A 16,498-nucleotide genomic window follows, 5' to 3' on the forward strand; every position below is an offset into this window, starting at 1 on the left:
TGAGCAATCTATAAATACGAGCAGTCTGCTCATTACCGCGAAAATATTATAATAAACAAATTACGGCAAATGACCAATACAGCTCATACCCAATAGGAATATTGTCATGAATTCAAGTAACCATCAACTTAACGTCGCTGCTATTCAAATGAACAGTCAGCAGAATGTTGAGGATAATCTAGCAGATATCAAAGCCGCCATCACAGATGCACAAGGCCAAGGGGCTGAGCTTGTTGTATTGCCTGAGAACTGCTGTAGCATGGGGCAGCAGTCTGCTACTGCTGAGCGTTTTGATGACTTATCAGCGACGATAGCAGACTACGCACGCACTGCTGGTATCCATGTACTAGCAGGCTCGTTACCCTGCCATTATCGCCCTGATGGCACTGTCGTTCCTGATGGTAGATTGCGCCAAGTGAGCCAGCTGTTTGCACCAGATGGTACCCGTGTCGCACGCTACGACAAGATTCATCTGTTTACCGCAACTGTGGCCGATAAGCATGGCAGCTATAACGAAGCAGCAACCTTTGAACCGGGTACGCAGACCGTAATTGCGCCACTAGCAGTAGGCGATACAGTCTATCAACTCGGCATGATGGTATGTTTTGATTTGCGCTTCCCAGCATTGGCGCAGCGTCTGCGACAAGCAGGTGCCGAACTATTGAGTGCACCTTCTGCCTTTACTTACTTGACTGGACAAGCGCACTGGTCGCTGTTATTACGGACGCGTGCTCTAGATAGTCAATGTATGGTCATCGGCGCAGCACAAGGTGGTGATCATCTTTACAAAGATGGTAGTACCCGTCAAACATGGGGACATGCAGCCATTACAGCGTTTGATAGTAGTTTTATCGCAAGCTATGACGATAGCGAGTTGGATAAACAATATGCCATCGTCATGGCGTCATTAGACAAGCAAGCGCAAGAGCAAGGCCGTCAGAAGCTGCCTATCTTTGATTGTCATCGTTTGGCGTAGGTTAGTAAGTACGGTAAATTTCGTATTCAAATACTAGTTAGGATTCTTATCATTTTGAGCATGAGTTGCTCGTGGATGGGCGCGATCATAAACCTGTGTTAATTTTGCAAAATCAACGTGGGTATAAATTTGCGTGGTGCTAATATCACTATGCCCGAGCATCTCTTGTACGGCTCGCAAGTCACCACTGCCTGACAGCATATGTGATGCAAAACAATGACGCAGTAGATGTGGATACATGTTTTGTGCGATACCTGCGCGAGTAGCAGCAACTTTTAAGCGCTGTTGCACTGCCCGTGTTGATAATCTGGTGCCGAGCTTTTCACTGATGAACAATGCGCTATCCATCTGCTCTACCCATAGGTTACGATGCGGCAGATAGCGACTAATTGCTTCTGCAGCCTTTATCCCTAATGGTACTAGGCGTGTTTTATTCCCCTTACCCGTGACTCGTACCCGTAACTCAGACAAATCTACATCTGCCATATCGAGTGCAACCAACTCGCCAACACGCAAGCCACTACTATAGAGCAATTCGAACATAGCTTTATCACGTAACCATAAGCGCGCTTGCTCTGGCGTATCAGGAATCTCTTGATCGAGTAGCTGAGTCAGTAAATCGACATCAGCGATAGAAGGCAGCGGTCTAGGACTACGCTTAAGTTGATAGCCAGTGGTTGGGTTGATACGTGCTAGCTCTTCTTCAATCATCCAACCATAAAAATGCCGAATCGCAGACAACTCTTGCTGAACACTGGCAAGCGCTAGCTTGTCTTCATCAAGACGCTGACTGATATGCTGGGCAAGTTGCCGTTTATCACAGCGTGTCCACGTTAGACGCTTACCACGCAAAAATAACGCCAGTTGATTTAAACCAGCAAAATAAGCGGTCAGAGTATGCGGCGAATGGTTGCGCACAGACAACGTATTGAGCCAACGATGCACAGGTGCGAGTAGCTCTCGTAACGCAGCGGCTGACTCTATAGTGGCGGCTAGCTCAGTAGATAGCCAAGGTGCTGAGCTAGCCGCCTGACTGCCTTTAGTAGACATAACCATATTATAACCATCCTTGGTATTTATACGATTGGCCTAACAACAGTTATCAGCCTTCAGCATTGGGTTTAAGACCTGCTTGTGCCATCAGGCCATCTGGACTAAATACACCTTCATAGACAAAAGCGGTCGGACCCGTCATCGTAACTGAATAGCCTGGCTGCCACTTGATAATCATACTGCCACCATATAACTGTGCGCGAACTTCCTCACCCTCATCAAGCCAGCCTTCACGTATACCAACGGCTACTGCTGCACACGCGCCCGTACCACAAGCTTGGGTCTCACCCACACCGCGCTCGTACACACGTAGACGAATATGGCGCTGATTCATCACTTGCATAAAGCCCACATTGACGCGGTCTGGGAATGCAGGATGCGACTCAATTGCTTTACCTAGAGTCTCGACCTCTGCATCGAGTACGTCATCGACTTTTATCACAGCGTGCGGATTGCCCATATTGGCAACGTACAGCTGTACAGGTGTACCATTTACATCAAGATGATAGGTGTTTTGGATTTTGGTCGTCGCTCTTGGGCTAAACGGAATCTCATCTGGCTCAAATTTAGGCTTGCCCATATCGACATCTACCCAACCGTAACGATCAGTAGTCAGGGAAATAATACCACTGGCCGTCTCAACGCGTAGACGCTGCTTAAATGACAGTTTACGTGCTTGCACAAAACGCGCGAAACAACGAGCGCCGTTGCCACACTGTTCGACTTCGGTGCCATCAGTATTAAAGATACGATAACTGAAATCGACATCAGGGCGCATGGGTGGCTCAACTACGAGCAGCTGATCAAAACCAATGCCTAGGTGACGATCGCCCAATAACTGCACCAAATCCTTGGTCAAATCTAAGCGCTGGGTCACTAAATCAATGACCATGAAATCATTACCCAACCCATGCATTTTAGTAAACTCTATTAGCATATCTTTGATGTCCTATCCTATTTTTATGTATGCCTTATATTAGCACGCTGTCAGATACAATCATAATTATCACCGCTATCAAATACCAAGTTATATGTATATCTCACAACTGACCTACTTACTTAGCATTAGGCACAAAAAAACCCACTGTTATCGCCACAGTGGGTTCTCTTTAATCAACAGAGCTATAATTAAAAAGCTATTTAATCAACACAGCCATCGATGACCATATCAATTAACGCGTCTTACAATGCTATTTATCCTGCCACAATGTTTCATCTGCATATAACGCTTCAATCGTTTCGCGCTTGCGAATAAGCTGATGACTATCACCAGACACCATTACTTCGCTAGCACGCGGGCGTGAGTTATAGTTACTACTCATGGTAAAGCCGTAAGCACCTGCACCTGTAATGGTAAGTACATCGCCTGTGGCCAATGATAGTAGGCGGTCTTTTGCCAAGAAATCACCCGTCTCACAAATCGCGCCAACGATATCCCACGGCTGCGTACCATCCGTATCGATACCAGCACTAGGTAATACACTTGGAATCACCGCCATCTCAGCTTGATATAAAGCAGGACGAATCAAGTCATTCATCGCGGCATCAACGATAGCAAAATTCTTATGCTCAGTCGGCTTGAGTACGTCAACTTGAGTCAATAGCACGCCAGCATTAGCAACGATACTACGACCTGGCTCAAAGAACACGGTCAAACCAAGCCCGCTAAGTTTTGGTAATAAAGCTTGGGCAAACTCATCGATAGACACAGGCGTCTCATCAATATAGCGCACACCTAAACCACCGCCCAAATCGATATGCTGTAACTCAATACCTGCGTCACGCAGGCTATGTATCAGCTCAATAACTTTATCTAATGCTGCAACAAACGGCTCTACTTCAGTCAATTGCGAGCCAATATGACAATCAATACCAACAATGTCGATATGTGATAAGTCGGCCGCTTGCTTATAGACCGCTAATGCGTCTTCGTGAGTGATGCCGAACTTGTTGTCTTTGAGACCTGTTGAGATATATGGATGGGTTTTGGCATCGACGTTAGGGTTGACGCGTAACGAGATTGGCGCAGGCTTATCGAGTGACTTTGCCACTTCATTGATTAAAGTCAGCTCGCTGATAGATTCAACGTTAAAACAGCCGATACCTTGAGTCAGCGCATATTCGATATCACTGTACGTTTTGCCCACACCTGAGAATACCACACGTGATGCTGCGCCACCTGCCGCCAACACGCGCATTAGCTCACCGCGGGAAACAATATCAAACCCAGCGCCCGCCTGTGCCAAGACACCAAGCACGGCAAGGTTAGAGTTTGCTTTTACGGCATAGCATACCTGATGATTCAGACTAGCAAAACTATCAGTATAAGCTTGATAAACGTCCAATATTGCTTGCTTTGAATACACGTAGCAAGGGGTACCATATTGTTTTGCCAACTCATCGATACTGACCTGCTCCATATACAATGCATCGTCGCGATAGCTTAGCGCTGGCAAGTGAGCACTCAACGCTTTCGGGTCAACATACAATCCTTGCTCAGTTTGGATAGTAACGGATTCGCCAGTAGCAGAATCGGTCAAGTCAGCAGGTAGTTCAGAATGACTCATATAAACATCTCTAATATAATCAGATTATCAAGGGTGAAAATTAAATTTAGGTAGCAAAACTCTAAAGCTATGTAGTCAATCAGGCAGTAAAGAATCGCCAGTTAATTAAACTGTTAATTAAAAAGCACCTAACCGCTATCCATTGGCTCAGCTTAGCGATTATTAGCCTAGCAACTATTAATCTAGTAATTAATAGCTTGGCAGTTAATAGTCGTTGGGATCAGTACTAGGCTCAGGTAGCACCATTTGCTCTTCTAGGTAGCGGTTTTTTTGATAGTTATTATCGTCGATACCCGCAAAGGCTGCATCTTGTGGATGGCTAGTACTATCAAGTATAGTCGCACTGCCCTCTATCGTTTGACTACTAGAGTCTGCCAGATATAGATCGCCTTTTTGCCCGCAGCCTGACAATCCTAGCATAACCACACTGCCAATAAATAAAGTGGCGACAGCCTGACGACTGGTACGAGCGAATGAGCTAGCATGCTTGGCTGCTGAGGGGCTGTGTATAGTAGACATATAATAGATAACCTGTGAGCTTACGACGGCATAATGGCGATAGTAAATCGTGATAAATAAAAAACAAACGGACAGCCAAACCAGCAGTTAAAGCACTGTCGTTATGACCATTTTCATCATAGCATTATTACATAAAGCTGTACGGATACTGAATATGATTGGTGAATAAATTTGCGTGATGTTGGATATTTTCTAGAACATTAGTCGAATTTTTATAGTAATATCGTCTGCGAGCTTAGATATGAATGTATGACATATGGGTGTCTCGACAATATTTCTTACAATTTTGTGAGTCATAGCCCTGCTATGTAGCCCATACAAGTTATCCATTTATAGTTCTATAACTCCCTGAATATAATTGATTTATTCTGTATTTAGCCATTTATTAATCACACATTTTAAACCTTGCCCCTGTCGTGGTGTAGAAACAAAAATGTGTTACATTATATTCCCAGTTTGCGGCGGCAATAGGATGCTAGCCTGAGATGCAGACGCATTACCTCATAAGCATGGATGCATAGCACTGTCAGAAATAGTAGCCCAAGTATAAATAAAATCGCCAATATACTTGCTTGATATGATCAGCATAGATATGGCTGATTTTTATTTACTCGGCGGTTATCGACTTCATCAATTCCATATAATAATGACATCACATCTCAGTGTCCCTTACTACAGCACTTGAGATATCAGCGATGTAGCATTTGATGATAATAAAACAGGACGTGGCAATAGACGTCTTTTTTGTATCAAACGAACGATATAATTGATTTGCCCTTTATAAAAACCAATCTAAGGATAGAGTATGAGCGCCAACCTAAGCACCACTTTTGATGATAAGAACAGTGAAACATCAACCCTAACCAGTCCCACTTTAGTCCTCAACTGCGGTTCGTCTTCTATCAAATACGCGTTGATTAGCGATGACAATTCTACTCGTATCACCGGTCTTGCCGAAAACTTAGGTCTCGATACAGCCCGTATCAAACACACCACGCTAAATGGCGATAAGTTAGAGATCTCTATTCCTGGTGGTAGTCACAAACTCGCCTTACAAAAAATCCTAGAGATATTAGAGCAATATCACTTTATCGCAGTCGGGCACCGTGTGGTACATGGCGGCCGTGAATACTCTCAAGCTGTTCGCGTTGATCAGCATGCGTTAGAGGAAGTAAAACGTCTAAAGATACTGGCTCCACTACATAACCCTGCAAATGCTTTGGGTATTGAAGCGGTTCAAGCTATTTATCCTGATATTCCACAAGTTGTGGTATTTGATACCGCCTTTCACCAAACCATGCCTCCTGTCGCCTTCCGCTATGCGTTGCCAAAATATCTATACGAAGAGCATAAAATCCGTCGTTACGGCTTCCATGGTACGTCTCATGCCTACGTCTCAGAACGTGCTAGCCAGGTTACTGAAGCAAAAGGTCCTCACGGTTGGATTACCGCGCATCTAGGCAATGGTTGCTCAGCAACCGCCGTATATGATGGCAAAAGTCTCGATACCAGTATGGGTCTGACCCCGCTTGAGGGACTGATGATGGGCACACGTAGCGGCGATGTCGACCCAAGCTTACATATGCATCTAAAGCGTCAGCTCGGTATTAGTCTAGAAGAAACAGATAAGATGCTAAATAGCGAAAGTGGTCTGCTTGGTATCTCTGGTCTATCAAACGATTTGCGTACTATTGAGCAAGCTGCGAGCGAAGGCCATAAAGATGCGCAGCTCGCCATTGAGATGTTCTGCTACCGCGCTGGTAAATACCTCGCCAGCTTAAGCTGTGCACTACCTGAATTCACCGGTATTGTTTTCACTGGTGGTATCGGCGAAAACTCTGTCACCACGCGCGCAAGTATTTTAGCCGTCATGCGTCATTTCGGTATCAAGATGGACGCTGAAAAGAACGCTGGATTGTACGGTGGCCAAGAAGGCAGCTTCCAAGCAGAAGGTAGCAGTGTCGAGCTGTGGGTTATTCCTACAGATGAAGAATACCGCATCGCTCAAGAGACTCGTCAAGCATTGAACTTAGTATAAGCCTATTGATTATAATGCCTAGCGCTTATCGTTCTAGAAGCTTATAAAAAGCCGAGAACAAATAAAATAAAGCGCTTCGTGTTTTTATACTGCACTGCTTATGCTGCTCAAAACGACTCGACGTCTAAAATAAAATAAATTGTAGGACACATTATGCAAACCATTTTACTTGTTCCCATTAGTCGCGGTATCGGTGTGACATCGGCCGCGCTAGGGCTAATCCGTGCCTTTGATTACAACGGTATCAAAGCGGGCTTTATGAAGCCGTTTTTGCAAGATGATACGCTAGACAAGCAGCACAGTTTAGACAGCTCAAGCGCATTGACCATGCACGCATTTGGCCTAAATCCGCCTGACTCTATCAGCCGTCAACACGTCGAGCGTATGCTAGGCGATGACAATCTTGATGACTTGATGGAAGAAGTGATTGCCAATTTTCATACAATCGATGATGGTCATGACGTGATTATCTGTGAAGGTCTGGTGCCAACCACCGAGACCTCTTATGCTTCACAAATCAACCGTGCGCTTGCCCACGCGCTCGATGCCAAGATTATATTTGTCAGTACCGCTGATATCAGTAAACCTGCCTATTTAGCAGACAAACTGGATGTCCATGCTCGTGAGTTTGGTGGTGTCATCGATTCACGTACGCTAGGCGTGATATTGATGCGTGTACAAGACGTGCCGAACACCTTTGACAATCAGCCTGTCGCGCCGGGTGAGGCCGTTGTCAGCTTAGATCCGAACTTCCTGCAAGAGGTTCAGCGTCTATCGCCTTCGTTTAATACCGAAGTATTCCGCCTTATCGGGGTTGTCCCTTTTAGTGACTCGTTGTCTGTGCCTCGTACATGGGATATCGCAACAGAGCTCGATGCGACTTGGTTAAATGTTGGCGAAGCAAAGACACGTCGTATCAATCGTATCAGCCTAACCGCTCGTTCAGTGGCGCGCGTCAATGAAGTCTTTAAGCGTGGTACGTTAATGGTCGTGCCCGGCGACCGTGATGACTTGCTGTTGGCTGCTGGATTGGCCTGTATCAATGGAATTCCATTGGCAGGTCTGGTGTTGACAGGTGGCATTACCCCAAGCGATACAGTTGCTGAGCTTTGGCAGTCAGCGCTCAAAACTGGTATACCTGTCATGAGTGTCGAAAGCGATAGCTACGAGACGGTACAGAGTCTCATGCATATGAGTTCTGAGATTCCAAGTGATGATACAGAACGTGCTGATGAAGTGGCTCGTTATGTGGCAGCGCATTTGGACCTGAGCTGGATTAAAGAATACTTCAGCCGCAATCATGAGCCGCGTCTGTCACCATCAGCGTTTCGCCATCAGTTGGTCAAAAAATCACAGCACGCCAAAAAACGTATTGTGCTGCCAGAAGGCGCGGAACCACGTACGGTCGAAGCGGCCTGTATCTGTCAAAGTCGTGGTATCGCCAATTGCGTATTACTTGCTAAGCGTAGTGAAGTTGAGCAAGTGGCCAAAAACCGTGATCTAACGCTACCTGAAGGGTTAGAGATCATCGATCCTGATAACCTCGATATGAGTAAATATATCGCCGCCGTCGTAGAGCGCCGTAAAGGTAAAACCACTGCGGAAGTTGCTGCTGAATACCTAAAAGACACGGTCTATTTGGGTACTATCATGCTCCAACTAGACGAAGTCGACGGTCTGGTCTCAGGTGCGATTCATACCACTGCCAACACGGTACGCCCAGCATTCCAGCTGATTAAGACCGCGCCGCAATATTCGCTCGTGTCGTCAGTATTCTTTATGCTGTTACCTGAGCAAGTGGTCGTCTATGGTGACTGTGCGATCAATCCAGATCCTAATGCTGAAGAGCTGGCAGAGATTGCCATTCAATCAGCACAGTCTGCTGCTGCCTTTGGTATCGACCCAAAAGTTGCGATGATCAGCTACTCTACTGGCTCATCAGGCGCAGGCGCAGATGTCGAAAAAGTCGCCCGTGCCACCCAAATCGTTCGCGAGCGTGCACCAGACCTCAAGGTCGACGGCCCGCTACAGTATGATGCGGCGTCTGTCATGAGCGTTGGTAAACAAAAGGCACCTGATTCACCTGTCGCTGGACAAGCCAACGTCTTTATCTTCCCTGACCTCAACACTGGTAACACCACATATAAAGCAGTACAGCGTAGTGCCAACGTCGTCAGTGTCGGCCCTATGCTACAGGGCTTGAATAAACCCGTGAATGATTTATCACGTGGTGCCTTGGTCGACGATATCGTCTATACTATCGCGTTAACCGCTATCCAAGCGTATAGCGATTTGATTTAATCGCTGTAAGGCTCACTAATTAAAGTTCTATACAACGCCGACTATCATTATGATGGTCGGTTTTTTATTGGTGCTCTGTGACAGACAGTGGTGACAGATGCTCGTCTGCCCTCTACAATAGCGCTATCATCAAATCATTTAACCTAAAAAGGCCAGACAGTAAAAGAGCAAGGGACATCAACGACCACATGCGCCCTATCTACTTTTATACATTTATTTATGCCAAATACGAGCAACAGCCCTCAAGAAAAAGCCCCTGCACCTGCCATTCGTGCCTATCTTGGCGGCTCGTTCGATCCAGTACATAATGGTCATTTAGAAGTAGCAATGTCTGTCTATCAGCACCTACTACCAATCGCAACGCGGCTACAGCGCACACTGCATGTGTCCTTATTACCCAATGCACGCTCGCCATTTAAGACGCAAAGTACAGACCCTAGCCATCGCTTAAACATGCTAAAACTAGCGACAGAGAATACACCGATACAGATCAATGAGCTGGAACTGTGGCAAGCGCCGCCCGTCTATACGATCGACAGCGTACGCACATTAAGAAAGCAATATCCTAATGACAGTTTGTTATTTATTATGGGTATGGACAGCGCCCATAGTTTAGATAAATGGAAAGATGGCTTGCGTCTCACCGACCATGTCAATCTATGGGTGTTTAATCGTCAGAGCAGTACCGATGTGAGTGATGGCATTAGCGATAAATTTTCTGACAGTATTATATCTTCTAAAAACCATACAAAGTCCTTACAAGATATTGCTTTTTCAAAAACGCAATTGCCGTTGTCATTGCAGCCTCATATAACAGATTCACCTATCGAGCTATTAACTCCAACCATTCAGCAACTAACAGATAGCTCGAACTCAAACTCAAATAACACTGACTTGAAAAACGCCAATCAAGGACGCATTTATATAGATCCGCGACCCATTACTGCGGTATCAAGCACACAGATACGTGAACAACTACAGAAATTAGACGATCAAACAAATAAAATGCCAGTCGCTCAACGGCAAATCGCATCTATAGCATCAATAAATGATATCATTAGCAATACTGAATCTAATCCATTAGCTAAATGGCTAAATCCTGCTGTTTATCAATATATTATCGCCCATCAGCTATATTCTGCTGCTCAATTCCGTTAAAATCGCCTTATCTATGTCATTTTGCCTATCCTGTCTCTATGCGTGACTGACAACATATGATCAGTCGGATAAGACAAATTGACGTTTTACCCCTTTATTTTACATATTTACGATTCAAGAGATTAAAATTTATGACCAACACCATGACTGCAGAACGCCTAACAGAATGCTTGACCCTAGTACAAAGCGCTCTAGATGATATGAAAGCAAAGAACATCACTGTAATGAATGTAGAAGAGTTGACTGACGTAACAGAGCGCATCATCATTGCTGATGGTACCTCAAAGCGTCATGTACGTGCGATGGCTGATAGCGTCGGCGCTGAAGCTAAGCAAGCTGGTTTTATGCCACTTGGCCGTGAAGGCGGCATCGACTCTGATTGGACGTTGATCGATTTGGGCGCAGTTGTCGTCCATATGATGACGCCGCAAGCACGTGAGTTTTATGACTTAGAAGGCCTATGGTCATCACCTGAACAGTTGGCTGAGCTAGTTGCTACACCGCGCGAAAAGAAAACTGCGGGTCGTCGTAACAAAAACAAATAAGCTTATCAGTGACGATACTCGTTACTCGTTCAAAATTAAGAAACGCTCCATCAAAAAGACCAGAATACTTATTCTGGTCTTTTTTTATGTAAATTTTATGGTTGTGAACCAGTATAATCAGATAAATCATTGAGTACAGATAAGCTCATTTCATATTATTATTTATTAGCCGCTAAAGTTAAACCGCCAAAATTAAGCCGCCTTAGCCTATTCATTCTATCTATTAGGAAACCTTATGAGCGCAGAATCGAACACGTCATCACCTGAGCAAACTTCAACAGACTTTAACCAAGACTTGCCCCTACATATCGCTACCCTCACTTGTGTTCGCGCTGGTAAGTCTATGCCATTCTCCCGTGAAGAAATGAGCGCCATTGATAAAGCACCTATCAAATCTCCTGTCGCCGTCAACTTTATGGGCTTAACCACTGATGAACAGGCTGACCGCAAACATCATGGTGGCCCACTCAAAGCCGTGCATCAGCTAGCGCCTGCGACGTATGAAAAAATCAATGCAGAGTTTGGCCTGAAAGTGCGCGTCGGTACATTGGGCGAAAACCTTACGACTGAAGCTGTCGATGGTTTGCCTGAAATGACCGAATCTACGGTTTGTATTGGTGATGTTTTTCAATATGGTGGACATTTTGAAAACGGTCAAGACACTAGTAATGATGATACTAGCGTTCAACTACGTATCGTCCAACCACGCCGCCCCTGCTACAAAATTAACGATCAAATTGGTCAATTTACCAAAGTACCAAATATCGCGGCATGGGTCAGCAAGCAAGGTATTTCTGGTTGGTATTTCCAAGTTGTACGTGATGGCGTTATAGACGCTGACTTACCCGTAAATTTGATTAAGCGCCCTTATCCGTTTGCGACATTAGAGACGTTATGGCAACTGGCAAACTCAAAAGAAAAGTTTGATGCCAATATGATTGAACCGTGGCTCGCGATTGACTGTTTAGAGGACAGTTGGAAAAAGGTTCTGGCTAAAAAAATCCAACAGGATTGAAAAGGTAACACTCAACAAAAACCTTTAATATGACTTTTCTATTTATAAAAGATAGCCACTACCCTGCGTAATGGCGTCACAAGGTTTTTCATGTTCTATGTCAGTTCCGTAATAAACACTCTCTTCTTCTCCATCTTTGATCGTGAAGGAGCACTCCATGAGTGAAAAGACAGAAAGTATCAGCTACCTACAAGCGATAGCGATTAGCGTCGGTGCGATTATCGGCTGGGGTGCTTATGTCATGCCAGGCGATTTGTTTTTACCGCAATCACAGCTATTAGGCTCTTCTGTCGCTATTATTATCGGTACTTTAGCCATCTATATGGTTGCACGTGCCTATATTAATTTGCTGACCCAAACGCCAGAGAACGAGTCAGGCGGCATCTATTGGATTGAAAAATACATCAATCGCAAACATGCCTATATTTATGGTTGGGGCGTCACGATAGGCTATATTTCTATTATCGCGCTCAATATATCAGCCGTTGCTTTGCTACTGCGCTATCTGTTACCTAGCGGCTTACAATTAGGCTATCTGTATACGATTGCTGGTTGGGAAGTCTACGCCAGTGAAGTTTTCCTATGCAGCGCGGCTATTGTTTTGTTCAGTTATATCAACCTAAAAGGCGTACGAGTCGGCGCAAAAATCCAACTCTATATCGCCCTCTTTATGATTCTATCAGTCACCGCGCTGTTTTTTGCCTCACTTTGGATGACACCAACTACCCAAACGTTTTTGCCAACTGATATGTCTAGTAGTTCTATCACCAGTCTGGCATGGTTACCTATCTTGGCCGTTATGCCGTGGGCGTATGTCGGTTTTGAGACCACACCGCAGATTTCAAAAGCGATTAGCGATTCAAAAACCAAGACCAAAAGCATTATCCTAATTTCACTCATCGCCGGTGTGTTGTTTTACTTTTTAATCAACTACTTTACCGCGCTGAACATGAGCTTTGACTATCAAGCAATCAAAGACAGCCACTGGGCGACAGGTGAAGGCATAGACAATCGGATTGGTAGTATCGGCATCTGGTTACTGTCGATCGCTATGATTGGCTCGATAATGAGCGGCATCAACGGCTTTATATTGTCATCGGTTAAGCTCTTAGAATCTATGGGCGACACGTCATTATTGCCTAGCGTATTTACAGATAAACACAACCAATTTAGTAAGCAAAAGACCGTTATATTGATATGTTTGGTGTGCCTACTCTCTCCTTGGCTAGGTAGAAACTATCTACTTGATATCGTGACAATGGCGTCCTTGGGCATCACCGTTGGCTTTGCTTATGTCACGACCGCCGACCTTATCAATGAGCGAAAAAAGAAACAGGCAGGTTTGCTAAATTATCTCTCTGTATTAATCAGTGTGGTCTTTATATCGCTATTGCTACTACCATTTTCACCAGCAGCGTTGTCGTTCAATGCTTATGTCTTGCTAGGATTCTTTATTCTGCTTGGGGCAATTGGTTATAAAAAAATCGCAGTCAATCCTAACGTTAATTAACCGCAACTATTTCCACACAGAGCATTTCATGGCAAAAAACATTTCCTCGATTGCATTAGTATCAGCATTCATATCATGCCTTACGCTATCGCTCGTGGGCTGCGTATCAGCGACAGCACCGCGGTATGTCATCGACAGCGATAGCTACCAAGCCACGGGCAAAAGCGAGCGCATCAAAACCATCGTCTTGCACTATACGGTCTCAGATAATGAGCGATCGATAAAGACATTGACCACGGGCAATGTGAGCGCGCACTATTTAGTATTGGACAATGATGACGATAAAATCTACAACCTTGTACCAGAGAGCGAGCGCGCATGGCATGCTGGTGACGGCGGCTTTGCAGGACGGACGATATTAAATGATACCTCTATCGGCATCGAAATCGTCAATAGCGGTATCAAGCCTGAATATCGAGACGCGCTAAAAAATGGCACGCTCGACTATCATCCTTATGAGCATTATGTGGCATTTAATGAATTGCAGATTAAAAAAGTCGCACAACTGGTGCAAGATATCGCCGCGCGCTATGACATCTCACCAAAGAATATCATCGGTCACTCCGATATGGCACCCTCGCGCAAGATAGACCCCGGTGCCAAATTCCCGTGGGAGCGACTGTATTTCGATTACGGTATCGGCGCTTGGTATGATGAATTTGATAAGCAGTTCTTTATAAATCAAGATGGATTTGCATCGGCCACGATACCTGAGATCAAGCAAGCCTTTCGCAAGTATGGCTATCAAATCAACGATACCGATACGTGGGACAAAGCCAGTCGCGATGTCGTCTATGCGTTTCAGCTGCACTTTAGAGCGCAGCAACCAACGGGGAATATGGATAGCGAAACCTATGCGATATTGCAGGCACTAAATAAAAAGTATGCTGGTCGGGATGATTTTTATTAAAGAATACAGGCTATTAGGAGACATAAACCATGGATAACTCTCAACAAGATGAGCAAGATGATCTACAAAAGTATTTAGAAGAAAAAGCCAGACAAGAGCGAGAAAGCGAACAGGAAAAGAAAGAGGAACAAGAACCTGAGCCACTTTCTGCCTATGATGCTTGTGTGCTAAAGGAAAGTGCCAAGATTCATGAGTTGATCGCTGAGGCTCAGAAGCGCCCCAAAGATGAATAGCTGGATAGACAGTACTTATCAATGCTTACTACTCAAGAATATATAAATGCGCAAGTTAATGTCTTATATTTTGAGACATAGCTAAGCCGCTATGAGACCAATACTATAACTAAACAGCACTATATAGCTTTATAAAAGAAGGCCTATCTACCAACTATTTAGGCTATTTATTGCGATAGGCTAATGATAAAATCACCGCTCATAGGGTTATAGATAGTATCACTGCTCGCACCATCTCGTTGGCTTCCCGCCTCTTTGGTTTTATCGTTGATTTTAATGATGGCTAGAATGATGTGCAGATTTGATAGCTTGGCTTTGATAGCTTAGGTCTATGACCAGTCCCAATATCTTTATTATCAAATGAACACCAATAATACTAAAAAAGGAATATTTATGTATCAAGCCTTTCAAAAACACCTACAACAAGAAATCAGCGATATACGCGCGGCAGGACTCTATAAAAACGAGCGCGTTATTACCTCTCCGCAAGATGCGCTCATCAAGATCGCCGATGGTCGTGAGATGCTTAACTTCTGTGCCAATAATTACCTTGGATTGTCTGACCACCCTGAGATTAAAAAGGCGGCTATTGGGGCTATTGAAGACTCAGGTTACGGCATGTCATCGGTGCGTTTTATTTGTGGTACGCAAGATTTGCATAAGCAATTAGAAGCGGCAATTTCTAAGTTTTTTAATACCGAAGATACCATTCTTTATGCGGCCTGTTTCGATGCCAATGGTGGTGCATTTGAGCCACTGCTGACTAGCGAAGATGCTATTATTTCTGATTCATTAAATCATGCTTCAATCATCGATGGGGTGCGCCTATGTAAAGCCGCGCGTTATCGTTATGCCAATGCGGATATGCAAGATTTAGAGACTCAACTACAAGCGGCGCAAGCACAGCGTTTTCGTTTGATTGTCACCGATGGTGTGTTTTCAATGGACGGTAATGTGGCTCCGATGAATGAGATCTATGCGTTGGCACAGAAATATGATGCCATGGTCATGATTGACGAGTCACATTCAGCAGGTGTGGTCGGTCGCACTGGTGGCGGCGTGACTGAATTGTTTGATCTGCGTGGCGATATTGAGCTGATCACTGGAACTTTAGGCAAGGCATTTGGCGGTGCTATTGGCGGCTTTACGACAGGTAAAAAAGAAATGATTGAGATGCTGCGTCAACGCTCACGCCCGTATCTATTTTCAAATTCTATTCCTCCTATGGTGGCTGCCGCTGGGGTAAAAGCGTTTGAGATGCTGTCGCAAGACAATACCCTACAAGACCAATTGCATGAAAATACCGCCTATTTTGTGAAGCAAATGCAAGATGCAGGCTTCGACATCAAGCCTACCGAGTCTGCCATTTGTGCGGTGATGCTCTATGATGCCAATGTCTCGCAACAGATGGCAGACGCACTGCTTGAAGAAGGCATTTATGTGATTGGTTTCTTCTATCCTGTCGTACCCAAAAATGAGGCTCGCATTCGTGTACAGCTTTCTGCTGCTCATACTCGCGAGCAGCTAGACCAGTGTATCGCCGCCTTTATCAAAGTCGCCAAGCAAATGAAGGTGATTGATTAAGCGTCGTCCGGTATTTATCTAGGGCGTGTCCTCAATTCAAACGAGCGTTCTCTAAATGGGCTAAAAATAGCTAAATTTTGCCAAACATC

At 44.8% G+C, this 16,498-nt stretch carries 14 protein-coding genes; 10 read left to right on the forward strand and 4 right to left on the reverse strand.

The window, feature by feature from the left end; genetic code table 11:
- The first annotated feature begins 106 nt into the window (after positions 1 to 106).
- A complete protein-coding gene (locus V6252_RS07075; RefSeq protein ID WP_341609877.1) occupies positions 107 to 976 on the forward strand; it encodes a nitrilase-related carbon-nitrogen hydrolase in 870 nt (289 codons plus the stop codon).
- Positions 977 to 1,009: 33 nt separating this feature from the next.
- Here V6252_RS07075 and V6252_RS07080 read toward each other — a convergent pair whose 3' ends face one another.
- From V6252_RS07080 to lptM, 4 genes are all read right to left on the reverse strand, one after another.
- Positions 1,010 to 2,032, reverse strand: a complete 1,023-nt coding sequence (locus tag V6252_RS07080; protein ID WP_341609878.1) for a tyrosine recombinase XerC — start codon at positions 2,030 to 2,032, stop codon at positions 1,010 to 1,012.
- Positions 2,033 to 2,078: 46 nt separating this feature from the next.
- Positions 2,079 to 2,966 (reverse strand): diaminopimelate epimerase, encoded by an 888-nt coding sequence (gene dapF / locus V6252_RS07085; protein WP_057758121.1) that lies wholly within the window; start codon positions 2,964 to 2,966, stop codon positions 2,079 to 2,081.
- 253 nt (positions 2,967 to 3,219) lie between these two features.
- Positions 3,220 to 4,596: a diaminopimelate decarboxylase gene (gene lysA / locus V6252_RS07090; protein ID WP_341609879.1), complete on the reverse strand. Its 1,377-nt coding sequence runs from the start codon at positions 4,594 to 4,596 to the stop codon at positions 3,220 to 3,222.
- A gap of 204 nt (positions 4,597 to 4,800) precedes the next feature.
- Complete coding sequence (gene lptM / locus V6252_RS07095; RefSeq protein ID WP_341609880.1) at positions 4,801 to 5,115, reverse strand: LPS translocon maturation chaperone LptM; 315 nt, start codon at positions 5,113 to 5,115, stop codon at positions 4,801 to 4,803.
- A gap of 805 nt (positions 5,116 to 5,920) precedes the next feature.
- Here lptM and V6252_RS07100 point away from each other — a divergent pair.
- The 9 genes from V6252_RS07100 to kbl all read left to right on the forward strand — a co-directional run bounded on the left by V6252_RS07100 (position 5,921) and on the right by kbl (position 16,409).
- Complete coding sequence (locus V6252_RS07100; protein WP_341609881.1) at positions 5,921 to 7,153, forward strand: acetate kinase; 1,233 nt, start codon at positions 5,921 to 5,923, stop codon at positions 7,151 to 7,153.
- Between the two features lie 153 nt (positions 7,154 to 7,306).
- Positions 7,307 to 9,454: a phosphate acetyltransferase gene (pta, locus tag V6252_RS07105; RefSeq protein ID WP_238069537.1), complete on the forward strand. Its 2,148-nt coding sequence runs from the start codon at positions 7,307 to 7,309 to the stop codon at positions 9,452 to 9,454.
- Between the two features lie 219 nt (positions 9,455 to 9,673).
- Positions 9,674 to 10,612 carry a nicotinate-nicotinamide nucleotide adenylyltransferase gene (locus V6252_RS07110; RefSeq protein WP_341609882.1) on the forward strand — a complete coding sequence of 313 codons (939 nt, stop codon included), beginning with the start codon at positions 9,674 to 9,676 and terminating at the stop codon, positions 10,610 to 10,612.
- 131 nt (positions 10,613 to 10,743) lie between these two features.
- Entirely contained in the window at positions 10,744 to 11,157 is a 414-nt protein-coding gene (gene rsfS / locus V6252_RS07115; protein WP_057758112.1) for a ribosome silencing factor, read from the forward strand.
- A 235-nt stretch (positions 11,158 to 11,392) separates the two neighbouring features.
- A complete protein-coding gene (locus tag V6252_RS07120) occupies positions 11,393 to 12,172 on the forward strand; it encodes an MOSC domain-containing protein (protein WP_341609883.1) in 780 nt (259 codons plus the stop codon).
- A 157-nt stretch (positions 12,173 to 12,329) separates the two neighbouring features.
- Positions 12,330 to 13,682 carry an APC family permease gene (locus V6252_RS07125; protein WP_341609884.1) on the forward strand — a complete coding sequence of 451 codons (1,353 nt, stop codon included), beginning with the start codon at positions 12,330 to 12,332 and terminating at the stop codon, positions 13,680 to 13,682.
- Positions 13,683 to 13,710: 28 nt separating this feature from the next.
- Complete coding sequence (locus tag V6252_RS07130; protein ID WP_341609885.1) at positions 13,711 to 14,592, forward strand: N-acetylmuramoyl-L-alanine amidase; 882 nt, start codon at positions 13,711 to 13,713, stop codon at positions 14,590 to 14,592.
- Between the two features lie 29 nt (positions 14,593 to 14,621).
- The gene (locus tag V6252_RS07135; RefSeq protein WP_341609886.1) at positions 14,622 to 14,825 is read left to right on the forward strand and encodes a hypothetical protein; all 204 of its coding nucleotides are present in this window, start codon (positions 14,622 to 14,624) and stop codon (positions 14,823 to 14,825) included.
- Positions 14,826 to 15,218: 393 nt separating this feature from the next.
- A complete protein-coding gene (gene kbl, locus V6252_RS07140; RefSeq protein ID WP_341609887.1) occupies positions 15,219 to 16,409 on the forward strand; it encodes a glycine C-acetyltransferase in 1,191 nt (396 codons plus the stop codon).
- Positions 16,410 to 16,498 lie beyond the last annotated feature (89 nt).

The sequence above is a fragment of the Psychrobacter proteolyticus genome, from assembly GCF_038155145.1.
Taxonomy (GTDB): domain Bacteria; phylum Pseudomonadota; class Gammaproteobacteria; order Pseudomonadales; family Moraxellaceae; genus Psychrobacter; species Psychrobacter proteolyticus_B.

What these genes read in the sequence shown, in the direction of transcription:
- V6252_RS07135 (WP_341609886.1), top strand. Translation starts at nt 14,622, where the DNA reads ATGGATAACTCTCAACAAGATGAGCAAGATGATCTACAAAAGTATTTA.
- V6252_RS07125 (WP_341609884.1), top strand. Translation starts at nt 12,330, where the DNA reads ATGAGTGAAAAGACAGAAAGTATCAGCTACCTACAAGCGATAGCGATT.
- lysA (WP_341609879.1), bottom strand. Translation starts at nt 4,596, where the DNA reads ATGAGTCATTCTGAACTACCTGCTGACTTGACCGATTCTGCTACTGGC.
- rsfS (WP_057758112.1), top strand. Translation starts at nt 10,744, where the DNA reads ATGACCAACACCATGACTGCAGAACGCCTAACAGAATGCTTGACCCTA.
- V6252_RS07075 (WP_341609877.1), top strand. Translation starts at nt 107, where the DNA reads ATGAATTCAAGTAACCATCAACTTAACGTCGCTGCTATTCAAATGAAC.
- lptM (WP_341609880.1), bottom strand. Translation starts at nt 5,115, where the DNA reads ATGTCTACTATACACAGCCCCTCAGCAGCCAAGCATGCTAGCTCATTC.
- kbl (WP_341609887.1), top strand. Translation starts at nt 15,219, where the DNA reads ATGTATCAAGCCTTTCAAAAACACCTACAACAAGAAATCAGCGATATA.
- pta (WP_238069537.1), top strand. Translation starts at nt 7,307, where the DNA reads ATGCAAACCATTTTACTTGTTCCCATTAGTCGCGGTATCGGTGTGACA.
- V6252_RS07080 (WP_341609878.1), bottom strand. Translation starts at nt 2,032, where the DNA reads ATGGTTATGTCTACTAAAGGCAGTCAGGCGGCTAGCTCAGCACCTTGG.
- V6252_RS07110 (WP_341609882.1), top strand. Translation starts at nt 9,674, where the DNA reads ATGCCAAATACGAGCAACAGCCCTCAAGAAAAAGCCCCTGCACCTGCC.
- dapF (WP_057758121.1), bottom strand. Translation starts at nt 2,966, where the DNA reads ATGCTAATAGAGTTTACTAAAATGCATGGGTTGGGTAATGATTTCATG.
- V6252_RS07120 (WP_341609883.1), top strand. Translation starts at nt 11,393, where the DNA reads ATGAGCGCAGAATCGAACACGTCATCACCTGAGCAAACTTCAACAGAC.
- V6252_RS07100 (WP_341609881.1), top strand. Translation starts at nt 5,921, where the DNA reads ATGAGCGCCAACCTAAGCACCACTTTTGATGATAAGAACAGTGAAACA.
- V6252_RS07130 (WP_341609885.1), top strand. Translation starts at nt 13,711, where the DNA reads ATGGCAAAAAACATTTCCTCGATTGCATTAGTATCAGCATTCATATCA.